We start from the raw sequence: 18983 nt of genomic DNA on the forward strand, positions 1-18983 counted from the left end.
GCGGCCTCATAAACACAACGGCGGATTGCCGCCGAATGTGGCAGAACAGGCCTACTGGAAAGCTCAAAAGACGGTGGCCTAAAACACTTGACCACTACAGCAGACCGTCGTTGATGTTATCGTCCTGCCGCCAGACAGCAATCACATTACCCTCACCATCGATGGCAATTTGTGGGTAGTTCGCATGCCCGTCATCGCTGCTTTCTATCAGCTCCTCGGAGCCCCAACCCGCACCAGGCGTATACCGATTGGAGTAAATGTGTCGCAGGTTTGCACTATCGGGCTGCCACCACACGGCCACCCCGTTGCCGTCGTCATCAATGGCGATTTGTGGGTCAGACGCATGCCCGTCATCGCTGTTTTCGATCAGCTCCTCCGTACCCCAGCTATCCGTGCTCGCCGTGTAGCGGCTTGCGTAGATGCTCACCTTTGCACCCAAAGCGGAGAGTTCGCTCCACACCACAATGGCATTGCCGTTACTACCAATGGCAATTTGCGGGCGAGTCGCATTGTCGGCATCGCCGGTTGCAATCAGTTCTGCCGTGCCCCAACCCGCGCCAGCTGTGTAGCGGTTGCTATAGATATTGCTGAGCCCACCATCGCTCTGGCTCCATACAGCGATGGCATTGCCAGCGCTATCAAAGGCGATTTGTGACTCAACGGCCTGCCCGTTATTACCGCTTTCGATTAGCTCTGCTGTACCCCAGCTATCCGTGCTGGCTGTGTAGCGGTTGGCGTAGATGCTTTCGTCTATACCATCGGATTGTTGCCACACTGCGATGGCATTGCCGTTACTATCAATGGCAATTTGCGGGGAAAGAGTGTTCGCCACACTATTGCTTTCAATCAGCTCTTCCGTACCCCAGTTACCCGTGCTGGCCGTGTAGCGATTGGCGTAAATATTATAGTTTGCGCCATCGTACTGGCTCCAAACAGCGATGGCATTGCCAGCGTTATCAACAGCGATTTGCTGCCCAACCGCAGCCCCTGCACTACTTTCGATCAGCTCTGCCGTGCCCCAGCTTCCCGTGCTGGCCGAGTAGCGATTAGCGTAAATGTTAAGGTCGGAGTTCGTCTGCTGGCGCCACACAGCGATGGCATTGCCAGCGCCATCGAAGGCGATTTTCGGCTGAAACGCATCCCCGTTATTGGTTTCGATCAGTGCCGCCGTACGCCAGTAGCGGCACAGCACCTCGACGTTATCGATATCGGCGCCCGCTACACTGCCGCTGGCATTGGCCAGTGAGCAGAGTTGTTGATTGGGGTGGGCGGCAACACTGACCGCATAGCCATCACCGTCAGCCAGTTGGGTGCCGAACTCAAAACTCGTGCCCGCCACTGGCAGGCTGTCGCCGCCATTGTTTTCCAGAGTCAGCCCCGGGTTGACCGCGCCCGTTACGGTGCCGCCGACACCGTAAAGCGATGCAGGTGTACTGCCGCCCCCCCCGCCACCACTACTGCTACTGCTGCCACCGCCGCAAGCCGTCAAAAACAATACCGCACCGAACATATACCACGCTTTCATAATCGATCCCTCTTTCATTTTTTGGGTTAATTTTCCCATATATCAGGAATCTATCAGAATGGATCTGGCCCTGCACACCCTTTTGATCGGTTGAAAATCAGTCATAACGGGCTAATAAATAATCTTTTTTGATCAAAAAACCATGTAATTACAGGCGATTGCACTGCATTCTTGGCCGCATTACCGTTGAGATAGCCCCAGTAAAATATGTGCCAAAAATCCCATATTTTACAATTCATCATCATGCGCATAACGAGATTGCTGTAGGTTGGGAAGTGTTCGACGAATCAAGGCCCGAACCGGGAGCAGGTGGCGAAGGAAGACAGGATTATGAGATATACTGCCTCGCCACAAGATCCGTGAGCACCGGCAGTGTCGTTGCTGGCGCGATATACCAACGCCCAGATAGCAAGGCAGCGCGCACGGGAAACAATGAGCCGCAGAAATTCATCTTCAGCACTGGGCTAGCATCCAATGTCCCCCACCTCATCCAACACAGGGTTTCACAAAGCGGTTCGCAAGCTGATGCGCCCGCTTGTGCGGATGGCCATCAAGCGCGGGATCTCGGTTAATGATTTCTATCTCTGGCTCAAGGCCATTTATGTCGAAGAGGCAGAGAACTTCACCATTGAAGGAAAAAAGCAAAGCACCTCCCGGATTGCACTGCTTACCGGCCTTGACCGAAAGGAAGCCGCCCGCTTACGCAAGCTCAACCAGGATATGGAGGCGCTGCTGCAGCAACAGACCAAGCGCACCAACCGGGCCGTCAGGGCGATTAATGCCTGGCAGAAAGAAGCGACGTATTGTGATGAAGGCGGCCAGCCCAAAGCCCTTGCGCTTTATGGGGAAGGCGCCAGCCTGGAAAGCCTGGTGCAACAGTACTGCGGGGATGTCTCCGTGGTCACCGTATTGGGAGAACTGGAGCAATCCGGGCTGGTGGAGGTTCAGGAAGAGGACACTATTACCCTGAAAGACACCAGCTATATTCCCCACGAAGACAGTGAAGAACAGCTTTTCCTCATGGGCCAGGCCGCCCATGACCTGCTCAATACCAGCGCTTACAACATTGAGCAGCAGGGCAAGCTGTCCCGCCTGCAGCTCAGCGTCGCGTATAACCGCGTCGATCCGGAAGTGATCGCCAAGCTGAAAGTCCTGATTGAAGCTGACAGTTTGGAACTGTTACAGAAACTGGATCGGTGGCTGGACCGGGAAATCGATCATCAGGGAGACACCGGACCTGAGCAATACCGGGCTGGCGTTGGCATCTACTACTTTGAAGAATCCATGGACTCAGGCACAGAGCAATGAAAAACCTCACGAAATACCTCTTCTTTCTTCTGGTTGCTCTGCTGCTGTCCTGCGGCGGGGATTCCTTTCTTGCAAGCAACGATGGAGGGATTTCCGGCACCGGTAACGGAGGCAGCAAGTCGTCACTGGCAGGCTCTGCCTATAAAGGGCCCTTTATTCAGGATAGTGAGGTGAATGTCCTCAAGATTGAAGGCGATAACAGCTCGCTCATCGCTTCATCACAAGTCCAGGCAAACCTGGGCGATTTTCTTCTTGAGGTAGAGCCTGGTCTGCTTTCTGTCGCAACCTCCGGGCGCTATTACGATGAAACAGAGGCAACCTACTCTGATGAAAGCGTTACCCTCAAAGCCCTGGTCAACAAAGACCCCGAGCAACCCGCTCGTGTCTTTGTGAACGCGCTTACGCTGCTGAGCCATGACGATGCGCTGGAATGGATTAACCAGGGCAATAGCTACGAACAAGCGACGCTCAAGGCAGAAAGCCGGGTCAAAACCCTGCTTGCCGCTGTCACCGGCCACATCCCCACCAGCCAGCCCTTCAGCAACATGAACATCAGCAACCGTCAGGGCACCACCCCTGAAGACAATGCCTACGCGCTCTATATTTCCTCCTTGTTCAGTGAGGCAGTCAATGAACGGCGCATCGAAGAACCGCAATACTCGATGACCACCCTGCTCAATACATTGCGAGCCGACATCATCAACAATGATCCCCTTGATGATGTAACCCTGCTGTCGTTGCAGGAGGCCAATGGCAGGCTGGATGCGGCCGCCATTCAGCAGAATCTGGAAGCGGTTCTGATCGGTGAAACCATCGCGCCAATCGGCGATGTCATTGAAACCGTCACCCCGGGGCTGGTTCCGCCGTCCAACCTGACTACATCGGTAGACAGCACCGCAGGGGCACAGCAGTTTTGCTTTGACATGAGCGTCGATTGCGCAGACCCGAGGCACAAGGTGGAAATCGCCAACGCCCAGGGTTATACCTATGAACTGCAGATTGATGACGCTGCCGACTTTTCCTCCCCGGCGGTTTCGCGCACCGGCTGGCGACGCAACTTCTTTTCCCAATCGCACGCCTCATTGGGCAGCGGCACCTGGTATTTCCGGGTCCGCAAACAGCATGACAGTGGCCAGCTGAGCCTGTGGGCAGAAACGGATTTCGAGGTCCCCTGAAAGCCGTCATATCCCAAACCTCAAGGGACAAAGTCGCCCTTCATCGCTACCCACATCGATGAAGGGCGACTTTGCGGAGAAAACGCGTTACCAAAACCTGAACCGCTCCCGTTTCAGCATAGTGGCTGAGCAACCTGCACTACCGTCACGGTGACACCTTGTCAGGTTTATCATTCTTTCTTGCCGTCAGCTTCACCATCATTTTGCTGTAACCGCGAACAAAGTTTGACTGAACACACTCCGGCTCGTTGAGCACCTCAATGTTGTCAAAGCGCTGCAGCAGCTCTTCCCACAGGATACGCAGTTGCAACTCTGCCAATCGATTCCCCATGCAACGGTGGACACCGAACCCAAAGGAGAGATGATTCCGGGCACCTTTGCGATCAATCATGAACACATCCGGGTTATCGATCTTGCGCTCATCGCGATTACCCGAGGCATACCACATCACCACCTTGTCGCCCTTGCGAATAGTCTGCCCGTTTAGCTCCACATCCTGTTTGGCAATGCGGCGCATGTAGGCCAGCGGCGTTTGCCAGCGGATGATTTCGGAAACCATGTTGGGAATCAGGGCCGGGTTTTCCTTCAGCTTGGTAAATTCGTCGGGAAATTGGTTCAGCGCCAACACACCGCCGGTCATGGAGTTGCGGGTGGTATCGTTGCCACCAACGATTAACAGGGTCAGGTTGCCCATGAATTCCATGGGCCGCTTGACCATGTCTTTGGTTTCTTCGTTCGCCTGCATCAGGCTAATCAAATCAAACCCGGCTTCCTGCCCCGCCGCTTTCTGCGCGGCTTTGTCGTGCCAGAGCTTGACGAAATGTTTGCCGGCATCCGCGGCGGCAGCAAAAATTTCATCTGAATCAACCCGCCCCCCGGTGGTTTCCGGGCTGGCGGTGGACACATCGGACCAGTACACCAGCTTGTGCCGCAGTTCGTAGGGGAAATCCAGCAGCGTCGCCAGCATCCGTGCTGTCAGTTCAATAGACACCGTTTTTACCCAGTCAAACGGCTGACCAATCGGTAACTCATCCAGCACTTCCCGGGTACGCTGGCGGATCAGCCCTTCCATCTCTTTCAGGTTTTTCGGGGCCACCACATTCTGTACCGCTTTACGCTGCTCATCGTGCTTGGGCGGGTCCATGGCGATGAAGGTTTCAATTTCCAGGCCTTCAGGGGTACGCCCCAAGGTAATGATCGGCTCGGCAGAAAACAGGTCATGGTGCTTGTCCACGAAGACGATGTCGTCATAACGGGTAATCGACCAGAACGGACCAAAGGGACTGTTTTTCTGGTAATGCACCGGGCACTCATCGCGCAAACGCTTGAAGTAGGACTGCCATTTTTTTTGCCGAAACAGAAACGGGCTACTGACGTCGATATCTTCAATGGCCAGCGTATCCACTTCCGGGAGTGGGCTCTCAATAAAAGTGGGCACATAGGGCCCTTTGAACAGGGTGTTCTTGATCTTCAAAAAACGGTGTACGGCACGGATCTGCCAATGAGCGGGTATCACCGGGGCAGTGATATTCATCGCGGTGGATTTCAGTGACATGATTCTCTCCCTGTGAGTGACGGAACAGCAAAGGTGTTACATCTGGAATTCAGGTAACTGAACCACCAGGCCGTCCAGCGCCTCGCTGGCTTCAATCTGGCAGGCCAGGCGCGAGGTATCAGCACGCTCGGGGGTCATCCCCAGCATCATATCTTCCTCATCACTGGTGCTGCCGGTTTTGGCAAACCACTCGCTGGAGACAATCACATGGCAGGTGCCACAGGCACAGGCCCCACCACAGTCCGCATCAATGCCGGGAATGCTGTTATCCACGGCGATCTGCATCAGGGACTTACCCGCCTCGATCTCGACCTCATGCTCTGTTCCACCAAACTCAATAATGGTCACACTGGCCATCGCTCTGCCTCACTTTGTTGTTGTGTTATTCCAACAGTGCGCCAAGCCATCGCGCATCAGCAGGTCATTTTTTGACAACAGGAGGTCATTTAAAGACAATCAAACTTGCCACCGCACAGAGCCTCCCATGACAACACCCCCTAGCCCAACCGACAGCCAGGCGTCCAATCCGTCGCATTATGCTCGCTTGATTGCCCGCGAACTCGGCCTGCAGGCCCCCGATCTCGGCCGGCTGTTACCCAACACAGGGCTCAGGGTTGAACAGCTGCTTGACGAAGACAGCCTGCTCACCGGGCAGCAGCAGATTCAGTTACTCAACAATGCGCTCTCGATAAGTGATGACCCTGCCTTTGGTTTTCGTCTGGGCCGACGGCTCACGCCTGCTACCCACGGTGCCGTGGGCTTTATGGCTCTCAGCAGTGCAAACCTGTTTGAGGCTCTGCAAGCCATTCACCTTTTCGCCCCCACACGGATGAACTTTGTGCGTATTGAGCTTTTTGATCGTGGGGATTGGCTTGAGTGTTACGGGCACTTCGATATGACGTTAACGGACCCAATGCGCCGCTGTTTGACCGAAGCCTTTATCATGATGTTTTTCGAGACAGCCGAATCGATTCTGGGCCGACCGGCCCATGAAGTGGAGACCTTGATAGATTACCCGGCTCCGCCCTATGCAGCCTGCTACAACGAGTATCTACCCGGCCCTTATGAATTCTCAGCAGAAAACTTTATCGCAAAAATCCCTAAAGCCCTGTGCTTCTACCCCAACATTGCCGCCAACCATGAGAACTATCAGCTAGCGCTTCAGCAGTGCGAAACCATGCTGTCCGAACTGCGCACCAATACGCAAAGTTTTCGCTATCGGGTAGAAAAAATGATGCTCTCTTTTCCTCCAGGCACACTGGCTGAAGAAGAAGCCGCTGCAGCACTATTCATGAGCAAGCGCACCCTGGCGCGTAAACTGAAAAACGAAAATACCGGATTTCGCCAAATCCAGAAGGACATTCTGTCCCAACAGGCGGCGAACTATCTGCGCGACAGCAAGCTTACCGTCGACGCCATCGCCGCGCTTTTGAACTACCACGACAGCTCCAACTTCCGGCGCGCGTTCAAGCGGTGGTTTTCCGTTACACCAGAAACATTCAGGCAATCTCTCTGATGCTGCCCCCCAGCCGCTGGCGCGTACAACATCACCGGATGCCGCTTGCGAAAGGCCTGTGACCTTTCATCATCAACGCTCAAACTTTCATCAATTTCGGGGAATTGCCGTTTGTTTTACGCCATCATCATTGGCAACATGGGAACGAGCCTGTATCAGGGCTCATCCCAACTGCAGGAGGCTTCGCATGAGCGATTACGACGACAGAGATGATTACCAGCAAGAAGCCGAAGACCTGTTGGAAACTATCGAGCAGGTGGAAGAAACCCTGACGGTCATGTCCAAGGTGGTCGGGCAGCTGAAAGAGCAAGTGGCGTCACATCTGGATCCGAATACGGTGGAAATGAGCGCCGAGGAATTCCTTGATCAGTGCGAGAACCTGGAAGGGACCTGGCACTAGCAGCGCTGCGCAGACCGCTTTCGCAGAGCACCTGAGCAAGGGCTCTGCGCACAGAGGGCCACATCGCTTGCCCTCGTTAGTCCGCTTGCCCATCCGGGTAGCGGCGAACCCCGCCAACCCAGGTGCCCAACACCTGGATCGATGCCCAGTCGCCAATCGCTTCCCGCGGGTCCCGATCCAGCCAGACCAGGTCCGCCCGCATCCCCGTACGCAATTGCCCCACCTGATCGGCCACCCCAAGCTGCCTGGCCGCATCCACGGTCACCGCCTGCAGCGCCCGCTCCACGCCCACGGCCTGATCCGGGCCCAGCAAGGCCCCGGAGGCCGTCTTGCGTTCCACCGCATTCCACACCAGCTGTAGCGGCTCAAAAGGCACTACCGGCGAATCCGCATGCAGGGTAAAACGCAACCCGACCTGCTCCGCCTCCGCCAGCGGGCTGATCCGGCGAGCCCGTTCCGGCCCGAGAAAAACATCCCGGTGGCGATCGCCCCAGTAATACACATGGGTATTGAAGAACGATGGGATCACATCCAGCGCCACCATCCGCTGCAATTGTGCCGGGGTCGCCATCTGCGCATGAATCAAGACCGGCTGCACCTGCACCTGCGGGCATGCTGCCCGCGCGCCGGCTATCGCATTCAAACTCAGATCAATGGCCGCATCGCCGTTGGCATGCACCGCCACTTGGCGTCCCCGGCAATGAAACTGCTTTACCTGGCCACTGAGCGCCTCCTGGGACAATGTCGGGAACCCCAGATAGTCCGGCGGGTAATCCGCCGGCAAGATGTAATACGGCTCGCTCAGGAACCCGGTATAGCCCTGCAGGGAGCCATCACTGACCAGCTTGACCGGGCCCAGATGAACGCGGTCGCCTTGCACAAGGGTCAGATCCCCCGCCAGGCGCTGCTGCTCGGCTTCCATGTTGGGCCAGACACTCAGGCGCAGCGGAATCAGGCCGAACTGCAGCGCGGGTTTCAACGCCCGAACCGTCGCCGGGTCTGCCAGACCGTTCTGGGCAAAGGTAATGCCCCGCGACAGATAGATATGCGACGCCCGGGACAACACCCGCAAACCGTCCATCGGCGCCAGTTCCAACGCCTGGCTGCGCACCGGGTTAAACGCGGTTTCCGCCAGCAAACCATTGAGCCGCCCGGTTTCATCGCGGCCATAGAACCCGCCCGGCGGGTCCTCAACGTCTTCCTTTATCTCCATGCTGCTCAGCGCAGCGGAATTAACCACGCCCAGATGCCCGGAAATATGCATCACCATGATCGGCCGCGTCTTGCTCACCGAATCCAGTTCTGCCCGGGTCGGGTAGCGCTGCTCTCCGATGGTGGTGTCATCAAAGCCATAAGCGAGCAGCATGCCATCCGGGCGGCGCTGGGCCAGCAGACGTAACCGCTCCAGCAGGGTGTCGATGCTGTACAAGTCGCCAATCGGCGGACTGTTGGCATCCACCGCCACCGCAGACAATCCTTCACCGGGGAAATGCCCATGGGCTTCAATAAACCCCGGCATTACCGTGCCGCCATCCAGGTCGATCACGGAAACGTCCCGACTGGCCTGCTGGCGCAACACCTCTACCTCGCCCAGCGCCACAATCTCGCCCCGCTTCACCAGCATGGCATCCACCACCGGCTGTTGCGGATCCATGGTCAGTACCGTGCCATTAAAAAAGAGCTGGGCCGCTGGCGCCGGCGGGTTAAACCAGCGATGCACGCCTGCCACGGCCAGCACGATCAGGGCAACGATGATCACCAATACCCACAATCCGGTTTTCTTCATAGCATCTCTCTCACTGCTGGCCCGGCATTTTCGCCATTGTTTGTTATTGCGCAGACTCTGCCCTTCCGCTCCGGGGAGAACAAGAGGGATTGTCCCCGGCTTTCCATCCCCACGGCGGTTTATCATCACATTTTTAAATGAAACAGATTCGTTAACCCCATACCGGCCTGCCCCCCGAGCGCGCTATAGTGAAGCCCGACATGGAGGTGTCGCACCTTTTGAGTGCGCCTTTTGTGCACCAGAACAAGGAAAAAGCGGCACCATCCTTGCATTAACCGCGATGATTATTTTTAACCACGCATCGTGGAACCCGCACGGCCACAAGCCGGCAACGGGATCAACTGGAGACAAAGAGTCATGAAAGCATCGGATTTGTTCGTTCGCGCCCTGGAAGCGGAAGGGGTAGAACACGTTTTTGCCATTCCCGGTGAAGAAAACCTGGACCTGCTTGAGTCGCTGCGCGGCTCCAACATCAAGCTGGTCATCACCCGTCACGAACAGGCCGCCGGCTTTATGGCATCCACCTATGGCCGCCTGACCGGCAAAGCCGGTGTTTGCATGTCCACCCTGGGCCCCGGTGCCACCAACCTGGTGACCGCTGCTGCTTATGCCCAGCTCGGCGCCATGCCCATGGTAATGATCACCGGCCAGAAGCCGATCAAGACCAGCAAACAGGGCCAGTTCCAGATCATCGACGTGGTCGACATGATGCGCCCGCTCACCAAGTTCACCAAGCAAGTGGTCAGCGGTGACAGCATTCCCACCCGTATTCGCGAGTCCTTCCGTCTGGCCCAGGAAGAGCGTCCCGGTGCCACCCACCTGGAACTGCCGGAAGATATCGCCCGCGAACATTCCACCATGCCGGTCACCGAGCCCAGCGCGACCCGTCGACCGATTGCCGAAGACAAGGCTATCTGCAAGGCCATCGAAGCCATCAAGGGCGCACGCAAGCCCCTGTTGCTGGCCGGTGCCGGTGCCAACCGCAAGCTGACCAGCAAAATGCTGCGCCAGTTTGTGGAAAAACTGGGCATCCCGGTGATCACCACACAAATGGGTAAAGGGGTCGTCGACGAAACCGGCGCCCACTTCCTGGGCAACACCGCCCTGTCCGACGGCGATTTTGTGCACCGCGCCATCGACCAGGCCGACCTGATCATCAACGTGGGCCATGACGTGGTGGAAAAACCGCCCTTCTTCATGCGCCCCGGCGGGGCCGAAGTGGTTCACATCAACTTCAACTCCGCCCAGGTGGACCCGGTCTACTTTCCACAGATCGAAGTGGTCGGCGACATTGCCAACAGCCTGTGGCAGCTCAAGGAACGTCTGGATCCCCAGGAACACTGGAGCTTCTCGGACTTCCACCGCATCCGCGATGCGCTGCAAAAGCACATCAATGAAGGCATTCAGGACGACAGCTTCCCGATTCGCCCGCAGCGCCTGGTGGATGAAATCCGCAAGGTCATGCCGGAAGACGGCATCCTGACGCTGGATAACGGCATGTACAAAATCTGGTTTGCCCGCAACTACCCGGCCACCAAGCCCAATACCGTACTGCTGGATAACGCCCTGGCCACCATGGGTGCCGGCCTGCCTTCCGGCATGGCAGCCAAGATGGTGCACCCGGACCGCCGCGTCATGGCCATCGTCGGTGACGGCGGCTTCATGATGAACAGCCAGGAGCTGGAAACCGCGGTGCGCCTGAAGCTGGATATCGTGGTGCTGATTTTGCGCGACGACGGCTACGGCATGATCAAGTGGAAACAAAACGACATGGACTTCCAGGATTTCGGCCTGGACTTCCAAAACCCGGACTTCGTGGATTACGCCCGCGCCTACGGCGCCCACGGCCACCGCGTGGAATCCACCGCCGGCCTGGGGCCGCTGATTGAAGAGTGCTACCAGCAAGGCGGCGTGCACGTGATCGACTGCATGGTGGATTACCGCGACAACAGCCGCATCCTCAACCGGGAAATCCGCGAACTCAGTAGCAAACTATGACGCTGGCACGCCGCACGCGACACGCACCATGCTTTGTTGCATGCCAGCGTGTTGCGTGGAGCGTGCAAGCTGGCGATTGATCACTCCCAGCCTCATGGCCCACTAAACGCCATTAAGGAACCAAGATGCTAAAAGACGCCTACCCTTACTACCTGGCCAACGAAGCCGTTTTCGCCAACCAGGATCTGGATGTCACCGACAAATACAGCGGTGAAGTGGCCACCCGCGTGGCCATGGCCGATGCCGCCACCATTGATAAAGCCATCGACGCCGCCGACAAGGCCGCCAAACCCATGGCTCAGCTGGCCCCCTACGAGCGCCAGGCAATTTTGTACCACTGCGTGAAACGTTTTGAAGAGCGTTACGAAGAACTGGCACTGGCCCTGTGCATTGAAGCGGGCAAACCGATCAAGGATGCCCGTGGCGAAGTGGGCCGCCTGATCGACACCTTCCGCGTGGCCGCCGAAGAAGCCGTGCGCATCGACGGCGAAATGCCCAACCTGGAAATTTCCGCCCGTGCCAAAGGCTACCGTGGCATGGTCAAGCGTGTACCGATCGGCCCATGCTCGTTTATTTCTCCGTTCAATTTCCCATTGAACCTGGCCGCCCACAAAGTGGCGCCCGCCATCGCCGCCGGCTGCCCGTTTGTACTCAAACCGGCCAGTCGCACCCCCATCGGCGCCATCATCATTGGTGAAGTGCTGGCAGAAACCGACCTGCCCAAGGGCGCGTTTTCCATCCTGCCCTGCCACCGTGAAGGGGCCGACCTGTTCACCACTGATGAGCGTTTCAAGCTGCTCAGCTTCACCGGCAGCCCGGACGTGGGCTGGGACCTGAAAGCCCGTGCCGGCAAAAAACCGGTGATTCTGGAGCTGGGCGGCAACGCGGCGGTCATCGTGGATGAAGATGCCGACCTGGACGACGCCGTGGAACGCATCACTTTCGGCGCTTTCTATCAGTCCGGCCAAAGTTGCATCGGCGTACAACGCATCCTGATCCACGATGCCATCTACGACGAACTGAAAACCCGCCTGGTGGAAAAAACTGCCGGCCTAAGAATGGGTGACCCGAAAGACGAAGACACCTTTATCGGCCCGGTGATCTCGGAAGGCGAAGCGACCCGACTGGAAAACTGGGTCAATGAAGCCGTGGACGCCGGGGCCACCCTGCTGGTGGGCGGCAAACGCGAAGGCGCCATGCTCGAAGCCACCCTGCTGGAAAATGCCCCCAAGGGCACCAACATCGTGGAAGAAGAAGCCTTCGGCCCGGTGGCCGTGATCAGTCGCTTCAGTGATTTTGACGACGCCCTGAACACCGTCAACGAATCCAAGTTTGGCTTGCAGGCCGGGATCTTCACCCGTGACCTGTACAAGGCCCACAAGGCCTGGGACGAACTGGAAGTAGGCGGCGTGGTGATCGGCGATGTACCCAGCTGGCGGGTAGATAACATGCCCTACGGCGGCGTGAAGGACTCCGGCCTGGGCCGCGAAGGCATCCGCTGGGCCATCAACGACATGACCGAAGAACGGCTGCTGGTGATTCGTACCCCCCAGTAAAAGACGCCTCAACACTTCTTCGTAAGCCGGGACTTACAATCCCGGCGTTATTTCTTACAAAAATACCCGAACATCCTCACATCCTCGTAGTAAAAAAGCGCCTACCATCGCAGAGAAATAATGAGGATCGACTGCTATGGCTGCGTCACTCCCCTTGGTCTCCGCCCTGCTTTCTGGACTGTTTCCCAGTGCCGACATCACGCCACAAGAGCCGTGGTATCAGCCCGAACCTACCGTCAACTGGCAAATCCAGCTACAAGGCTCCCCGAATACCGGCTACGCCGCCGACCTGTATATTCTTGACCTGTTCGACACCCCCCAGAATGTCATCGACGACTTACACGCCAGCGGCCGCAAGGTAATCTGTTATTTCTCCGCCGGCACCTTCGAGAACTGGCGCGAGGACAAGGGTCGCTTTACCGCTGCCGACAAGGGACGGCGCCTGGGTAACTGGCCCGGGGAACGCTGGCTCGATACCCGCTCGATCAATGTCCGCGCGATCATGTCTGATCGCATTGCCCTGGCCGCCAGCAAAGGCTGTGACGGGGTGGACCCGGACAATGTGGATGGCTACAGCAACCGCACCGGTTTCCCGCTGAGCTATAACAGCCAGCTGGACTACAACCGCTTCCTGTTCGACACCGCTCACGACCACGGCCTGGCTGTATCACTGAAAAACGATTTGGGTCAGATTGAAGACTTGGTCGAATACGCCGACTTCGCGGTGAATGAATCCTGCCACCAGTGGCAGGAATGCCACCTGCTGACCCCATTTATTGAAGCCGGCAAACCCGTGCTGCACATTGATTACCTGTACGGATCGGACCCGCAAGGCCACAACATCCACTGCCAGCACATGAACAGCCTGAGCTTTCGCTCGCTGACACTGCCGGTGGCACTGGACGACAGCTACCGCTTTAGCTGCAACTAACGCTTTCTCCAGGACTCGCCAGGTAAACACCGAGACTGCCCCCGACATCGGGGGCTGCTACACTGCCCTTTCGACCATTCGGAATGCAGTGTTATGCATGACACCCTGACCCTTATTGTGGTTTTGCTCGGCAGCGCAGTCGCCGCCGTGGTGCTGTTTCGTCGTCTGGGCATGCCCCCGATTCTTGCCTACCTGCTTTCCGGTCTCGCCGCCGGCCCCTTCGGATTCGGCTGGATCAGCGACGTGGAAGGGATCCAGCATCTGGCGGAATTCGGCATCGTTTTCTTGCTGTTCACCCTGGGGCTGGAGTTTTCCATTCCCCGTCTGCTGACCTTGCGCCGCATTGTGTTCGGCGCCGGCCCGCTGCAGGTCATTCTTACCGGCGCGGCTGTATTCGCAGTCATGCGCTTGCTGGGCTTTCAACCCATGACCGCCGGCATCACCGCCGGGGCGCTGGCGCTGTCCTCCACCGCCATCGTCATTCGTGATCTGATCGGGCGCGGCGCAGTCAATACCGGTTACGGGCGGGCCTCCACCGGCATCTTGCTGTTTCAGGATCTGGCGGCGGTGATCATGCTGGTGATGTTGCCGGTAATCAGTAACAGCAATGACGACGCCCTGTGGACCATGGCCGGCATCACCCTGGGAAAATCCCTGTTGCTGTTCGCCGGCATTTACGTGGTGGGGAAATGGATACTGCCACGGCTGCTGGAAGAAACCGGCCGCGCCCGCTCCGACGAAGTGTTTGTGATGACCGCCCTGTTGCTGGCGCTGGTCGCCGCCTGGGTCACGCACTGGCTGGGGCTCTCCATGGCGCTGGGGGCCTTTCTGGCAGGCATGATGCTGGGCGAAAGCCACTTCCGCCATCAAATCGAAGCGGACCTGCGCCCCTTCCGCGACCTGCTACTCGGCCTGTTCTTTATCAGTGTCGGCATGCTGGTAGACCCAAACCTGTTTGCCGAACAGTGGCACTGGATCATCCTCGCTGCCGTCTCGCTGATGCTGTTCAAGGCGGTGCTGATCTTTGTCCTGTTACGCCTGTTGGGGGAGCCTGCCGACACCGCCACGCGCAGTGGCCTTATCCTCTCACAGTGTGGCGAGTTCGGGTTTGTGCTGGTCGCCCTGGCGGTGTCTCACCAGGTCATGTCGCCGGGCAAAGCCGGCCTGCTGGTGTCCATCACCGTCCTTACCATGGCGGTGACCCCCGCCCTGCTGCAACACAGCGGCAAACTCAGCCGTCGCCTGCTGGGCCCCTGGATGGAAGTCCCCAAGGACAGCCCGGTATCCGATGACATCACCGGCCATGTCATCCTGTGCGGCTATGGCCGGGTGGGCCAGAACCTGATGCGCTACCTGAACCGTTTCCATCACCATGCGGTGGCGGTGGATATGGACCTGGTCCGCCTGCAGGAAGCCAGTGCCGCCGGCGAACACATCCTGTTTGGCGATGCCAGCCGCAAGGATATTCTCGAACGGGCGGGCATTCACCGCGCCCGCTTGCTGGTGGTGACATTCGACGACGCGCGCCTGGCAGAACGGATCATCCACACCTGTCGGGATCTCAACAGCGACGTCCGGGTGCTGGTACGCACCCGAGACGACACCCACCTGGATGCGCTCACGGCAGCCGGTGCCGCCGAGGTCGTACCCGAGGTGCTGGAAGCCTCCCTGATGCTGGTGGCCCATGCCCTGATGATGCTGGACGTCCCCTTTGAACGGGTACTGGCCATGCTGCGCAAGACCCGCCGCGATCGCTATCGCATGCTGCAGGGCTACTACCACGGCGACTCCTTTCCCACCACCGACAGCGCTGGCAACCCGTACCGGCTGCTGCACGCCGTGACCCTCAGCGAAAAAGCCCGCAGCATCGGCCGGAGTATCCGTGAATGCGCCCTGCGTGACGTGGAAATTCGCGCCGTAAAGCGCGCCGAGCAAACCCGCGAAAGCCCGGACGAAGACCTGATACTGGAACAGGGAGATACCGTGATTCTCTACGGCCCGCTGGAGGCCGTGGAAGCCGCTGAAGTGCGCTTGCTGGGAGGCTAACCGCAAGTGTCCAAAAGACTAACGGCATCCTTTAACCGGTCAATGTGCTTGCGCCCTTGTCTACGATATAACACGCTAACGAACATGTATTCGATCTATACAACCAAACCGATAGACAAGGATAATGGCGAAGCCGCCTGTCATCCTGGCGCGAGCCAGTGTCGGCTTTTTTCCGGGGGAAAAAGCCCATGCCTTCCAGCACCATCACATTGATCAAACCGCAGGAACAGCAGGTTTCGGACCCGCTGGCGCCGACGCTTAGCCACGATGAGCTGTACCGCTTCAACCAGTTAGTTTCCACCCTCTATGGCTGCCTGCATTCCAGCCAAGGGTTCCAACCGTTTTTCGATGCCTTTCAGGCCCACTTCAACGCCCTCCAGGGGGGCATCCTCGGCTTGAGCAGCAACCCCCGCCGCATGATCTATGGCTGGACCTTCGGCTATCCCGAGGGCTTTGAAGAGTGGTACATCAACAGTGATCTGCCCGAGCGGGATGAAGCCCTCGCCCGTTACGAAGCCCTGCCACCACGTCAGTTCGATTCATTCCTGCGCGGCGATACCGGCAACACCATCCTCGACATGCTGAGCGCAGAAAGCCGTGCCTGGGCAGAAGCCGTGGGCATGGGCGACAGCGCCGGCATGCTCGTCAGTCGCCAGGATGACAACAATGTAGTCTTCCTTGCCAACCGGCACCGGGATTTTGGCCCCTACACGGACCATGAAATCCTGCAAATGAACCTGCTGGCTGCCCACGTGGAAAACGCCGTCAGCCTGCACTTCAAGCTCTACCAGTCACGCAGCAATAACGAAAGTCTGGCCCTGGCCCTCAACCATGTGAACAAACCCATGGTGGTATTCAACGCCCTGGCCACTATTGCCCAGGCCAACAATAACGCCCTGGATTTGCTCGCCCACAGTGACACCCTGAGCATTTCAGACAACCAGCGACTGCAGTGCAAGGATTCCCGCCTGAATCGCAAACTCAGCGACGCCATCACCACTTGCCTCATTCACTCCCAGAAGGGCACCCCCGCCACCCAAACCCTGTTCGTGGATAACCGCCACGAGCGCATCGCCATCTGCCTGACTCCTCTGATCGCCGAGAAAAAAGAGCATAACGGCGTGCTTGCCGAACTGTTTCGCTACGACAGCACGATGGAACCGGATCTGGGCAAGCTGCAGTCGCTGTTTCAGTGCACGCCGGCAGAAGCGGGCATCGCCATCGAACTGATTCACGGCTTAAACGCCACCGAAATCGCCGACAAAAACGGCATATCTGTTCACACAGCTCGCCAACACATCAAAAATCTGTTGGCCAAAAATGGCTACCGCAAGCAGACAGAGCTGGTCGCCATGCTGGTCAGGGCCCTTTCATAGGGCCTAATCCCGGCATCACGGCGCATTGTCAAACAATAAAGTCCCCATGCTGACATTTGGCTTGCCCCCTTTCCATCTTCACAGTATTTTGTGAACACTTATACACAAAATCTGTGGAGGGCCCGTCCCGATGCGAGCCACATCAGCGCAAAACACCACTATCCAGCCTGCTCAGCCGCAGCCGGACCAGGTACCGAACTGGCAACCGCTCAACGACTTTGCCGAACGCAAACAGCAAGACAGCGGACTGAAAGCCTGGATTGCCGTGGTCGAGGGTTGCATCAAGGCCATCGAGAAAACCGCCTGGCAAGGCCGGGAGATCGCCGACCAGGCCATGACTGCCTGTAAGGCAGTCACCCGTGGTGCCAGCGCGATGAACGAAGAAATGCAGCTGCTCGCCGACGAAGCCCGACGCTGGCCCGCACGCCTCAAGCGCCTGACCAAAACCGGCTGGATGCTCACCAAGGTCGTCGCCAGCTACCGCCTGTGGGGCACCAGGGCCGCGTTCCTGCCCGGCAGCATGCGCGACGCCGCGCTGGCCAACCTGCACAAGCGCAACGCCAAACGTTTTCGTGACACTTCCCTGGAGCAAGGCGGTGCCTTCCTGAAAATCGGACAGCTGCTCTCCAGCCGTCCGGATCTGCTGCCCCAGGCCTGGGTGGATGAACTGGCCGTATTGCAGGACCAGGCCAGCCCGGTGGCCTTTGCCGACATTGCGGCAGTACTGGAGCAGGAGTTCAACCAGCCACTGGAGACGCTGTTTGCCCATGTGGACCCCCAGCCCCTGGCCGCTGCCAGTATCGGCCAGGTGCACCGCGCCCGCTTGCACGACGGCCGCGAAGTGGCGGTCAAAGTGCAGCGCCCGGGGCTGGATGATGTAGTCGAACTGGACATGACCCTGCTCAAGGTCTTTATGGATGCGGTGAAATCCGCCCTGCCGCCCATGGATATCGACACCATCGTCAACGAAATCCAACGCACCGTTCGCGAAGAACTGGACTATCAGCGTGAAGCCCGGGTGATGACAGATATTGGCCGACAGCTCGCAGCCATCCCCGGGATTCGAGTGCCGACACTGGTGCCCGAGTACAGCAGCCGGCATGTGCTCACCACCGAATTCATTCAGGGCGAGAAGCTCACCCTGACCCTGGATCGCCTGAAAACATCGGATCCTGCACGGGTCAGCGCCCTGCTCAGTACGCTGCTGGATGCCTGGTTCTGCCAGGTCCTTCACGGCGGCCTGTTCCATGCCGATCCGCATCCCGGCAATATCATGATCACCCCGGACAACACACTGGTACTGCTGGATTTCGGCTGCGCGCAAGCCCTTACCGACGACGCCCGTCGCGGCTACTTCCGGGTTCTGCAGGCCTGCATCGTGGGCGATCAAACCGTCATCGCCGACACCCTCACCGCCCTGGGCTTTGTCACCCGCAGCGGCGATCCGGCCACCCTGCTGGCATTCGTGTCTGCCGTGCTCGACCAGGTCCGCGATGCCATTATCAATCCCGATCAGCAGGCCGGCTGGCCCAGCCCGGAAGCCATGATGCAGCAGGTCAGCGAACTGCTCGGCCGGCTGGAACATGACCCGGTACAGAGCCTGCCCGGCGATTTCATCATGCTGGCCCGGGTCTTCGGCACCCTGGGCGGGCTGTTTCTCCACTACCAACCCAATGTGGACGTAGCCACCCTGATACTCGGCTACCTGACCCGCCCGCTGGATGGCCCCACCACCGCTCGCACCCCCAGCCAGGCGGCCTGACACCCTGCACAACCCCTCCCCTGATCCCTGAAAACAGCAATGTCCGGCC

14 protein-coding genes are annotated in these 18983 nt (G+C 58.2%); 10 read left to right on the plus strand and 4 right to left on the minus strand.

Annotation, left to right across the window (positions count from 1 at the left end; translation table 11 throughout):
• Nucleotides 1-94 precede the first annotated feature (94 nt).
• The gene (locus CL546_RS04440) at nucleotides 95-1525 is read right to left on the minus strand and encodes a hypothetical protein (protein WP_290493211.1); all 1431 of its coding nucleotides are present in this window, start codon (nucleotides 1523-1525) and stop codon (nucleotides 95-97) included.
• Between the two features lie 474 nt (nucleotides 1526-1999).
• On the opposite strand from CL546_RS04440, the gene CL546_RS04445 reads away from it, so the two are divergent.
• Nucleotides 2000-2833 (plus strand): DUF6502 family protein, encoded by an 834-nt coding sequence (locus tag CL546_RS04445; protein WP_290493212.1) that lies wholly within the window; start codon nucleotides 2000-2002, stop codon nucleotides 2831-2833.
• Nucleotides 2830-4008 carry a hypothetical protein gene (locus tag CL546_RS04450; RefSeq protein WP_290493213.1) on the plus strand — a complete coding sequence of 393 codons (1179 nt, stop codon included), beginning with the start codon at nucleotides 2830-2832 and terminating at the stop codon, nucleotides 4006-4008. Before CL546_RS04445 ends, CL546_RS04450 begins: the two co-directional genes overlap by 4 nt.
• A gap of 145 nt (nucleotides 4009-4153) precedes the next feature.
• On the opposite strand, the gene CL546_RS04455 is transcribed toward CL546_RS04450, so the two are convergent.
• Nucleotides 4154-5563 carry a cytochrome P450 gene (locus CL546_RS04455; RefSeq protein WP_290493214.1) on the minus strand — a complete coding sequence of 470 codons (1410 nt, stop codon included), beginning with the start codon at nucleotides 5561-5563 and terminating at the stop codon, nucleotides 4154-4156.
• Between the two features lie 36 nt (nucleotides 5564-5599).
• The gene (locus CL546_RS04460) at nucleotides 5600-5920 is read right to left on the minus strand and encodes a 2Fe-2S iron-sulfur cluster-binding protein (RefSeq protein ID WP_007151144.1); all 321 of its coding nucleotides are present in this window, start codon (nucleotides 5918-5920) and stop codon (nucleotides 5600-5602) included.
• Between CL546_RS04460 and CL546_RS04465 the strand changes: the two genes are divergently transcribed.
• Both CL546_RS04465 and CL546_RS04470 read left to right on the plus strand, forming a co-directional pair.
• Nucleotides 5904-7079, plus strand: coding sequence for an AraC family transcriptional regulator (locus CL546_RS04465; RefSeq protein ID WP_290493215.1), 1176 nt, complete (start codon nucleotides 5904-5906; stop codon nucleotides 7077-7079). The genes CL546_RS04460 and CL546_RS04465 overlap by 17 nt on opposite strands.
• 187 nt (nucleotides 7080-7266) lie before the next feature.
• Nucleotides 7267-7479, plus strand: a complete 213-nt coding sequence (locus CL546_RS04470) for a hypothetical protein (protein WP_007149518.1) — start codon at nucleotides 7267-7269, stop codon at nucleotides 7477-7479.
• Nucleotides 7480-7555: 76 nt separating this feature from the next.
• On the opposite strand, the gene CL546_RS04475 is transcribed toward CL546_RS04470, so the two are convergent.
• Complete coding sequence (locus tag CL546_RS04475; RefSeq protein ID WP_290493216.1) at nucleotides 7556-9265, minus strand: amidohydrolase; 1710 nt, start codon at nucleotides 9263-9265, stop codon at nucleotides 7556-7558.
• 357 nt (nucleotides 9266-9622) lie between these two features.
• Here CL546_RS04475 and CL546_RS04480 point away from each other — a divergent pair, with 357 nt between their 5' ends.
• From CL546_RS04480 to CL546_RS04505, 6 genes are all read left to right on the plus strand, one after another.
• Nucleotides 9623-11263 (plus strand): acetolactate synthase large subunit, encoded by a 1641-nt coding sequence (locus CL546_RS04480; RefSeq protein ID WP_290493217.1) that lies wholly within the window; start codon nucleotides 9623-9625, stop codon nucleotides 11261-11263.
• 125 nt (nucleotides 11264-11388) lie between these two features.
• A complete protein-coding gene (locus CL546_RS04485) occupies nucleotides 11389-12819 on the plus strand; it encodes an aldehyde dehydrogenase family protein (protein ID WP_290493218.1) in 1431 nt (476 codons plus the stop codon).
• A 136-nt stretch (nucleotides 12820-12955) separates the two neighbouring features.
• On the plus strand, nucleotides 12956-13750 hold the full coding sequence (locus CL546_RS04490; protein WP_290493219.1) for an endo alpha-1,4 polygalactosaminidase: 795 nt from the start codon (nucleotides 12956-12958) through the stop codon (nucleotides 13748-13750).
• Between the two features lie 93 nt (nucleotides 13751-13843).
• Entirely contained in the window at nucleotides 13844-15796 is a 1953-nt protein-coding gene (locus CL546_RS04495) for a monovalent cation:proton antiporter family protein (protein ID WP_290493220.1), read from the plus strand.
• Between the two features lie 188 nt (nucleotides 15797-15984).
• Nucleotides 15985-17172, plus strand: coding sequence for a helix-turn-helix transcriptional regulator (locus CL546_RS04500; RefSeq protein WP_290493221.1), 1188 nt, complete (start codon nucleotides 15985-15987; stop codon nucleotides 17170-17172).
• Nucleotides 17173-17302: 130 nt separating this feature from the next.
• Nucleotides 17303-18934 (plus strand): ABC1 kinase family protein, encoded by a 1632-nt coding sequence (locus CL546_RS04505; RefSeq protein ID WP_290493222.1) that lies wholly within the window; start codon nucleotides 17303-17305, stop codon nucleotides 18932-18934.
• Nucleotides 18935-18983: the final 49 nt, after the last annotated feature.

This window comes from Alcanivorax sp., from assembly GCF_002726155.1.
Lineage (GTDB): Bacteria > Pseudomonadota > Gammaproteobacteria > Pseudomonadales > Alcanivoracaceae > Alcanivorax.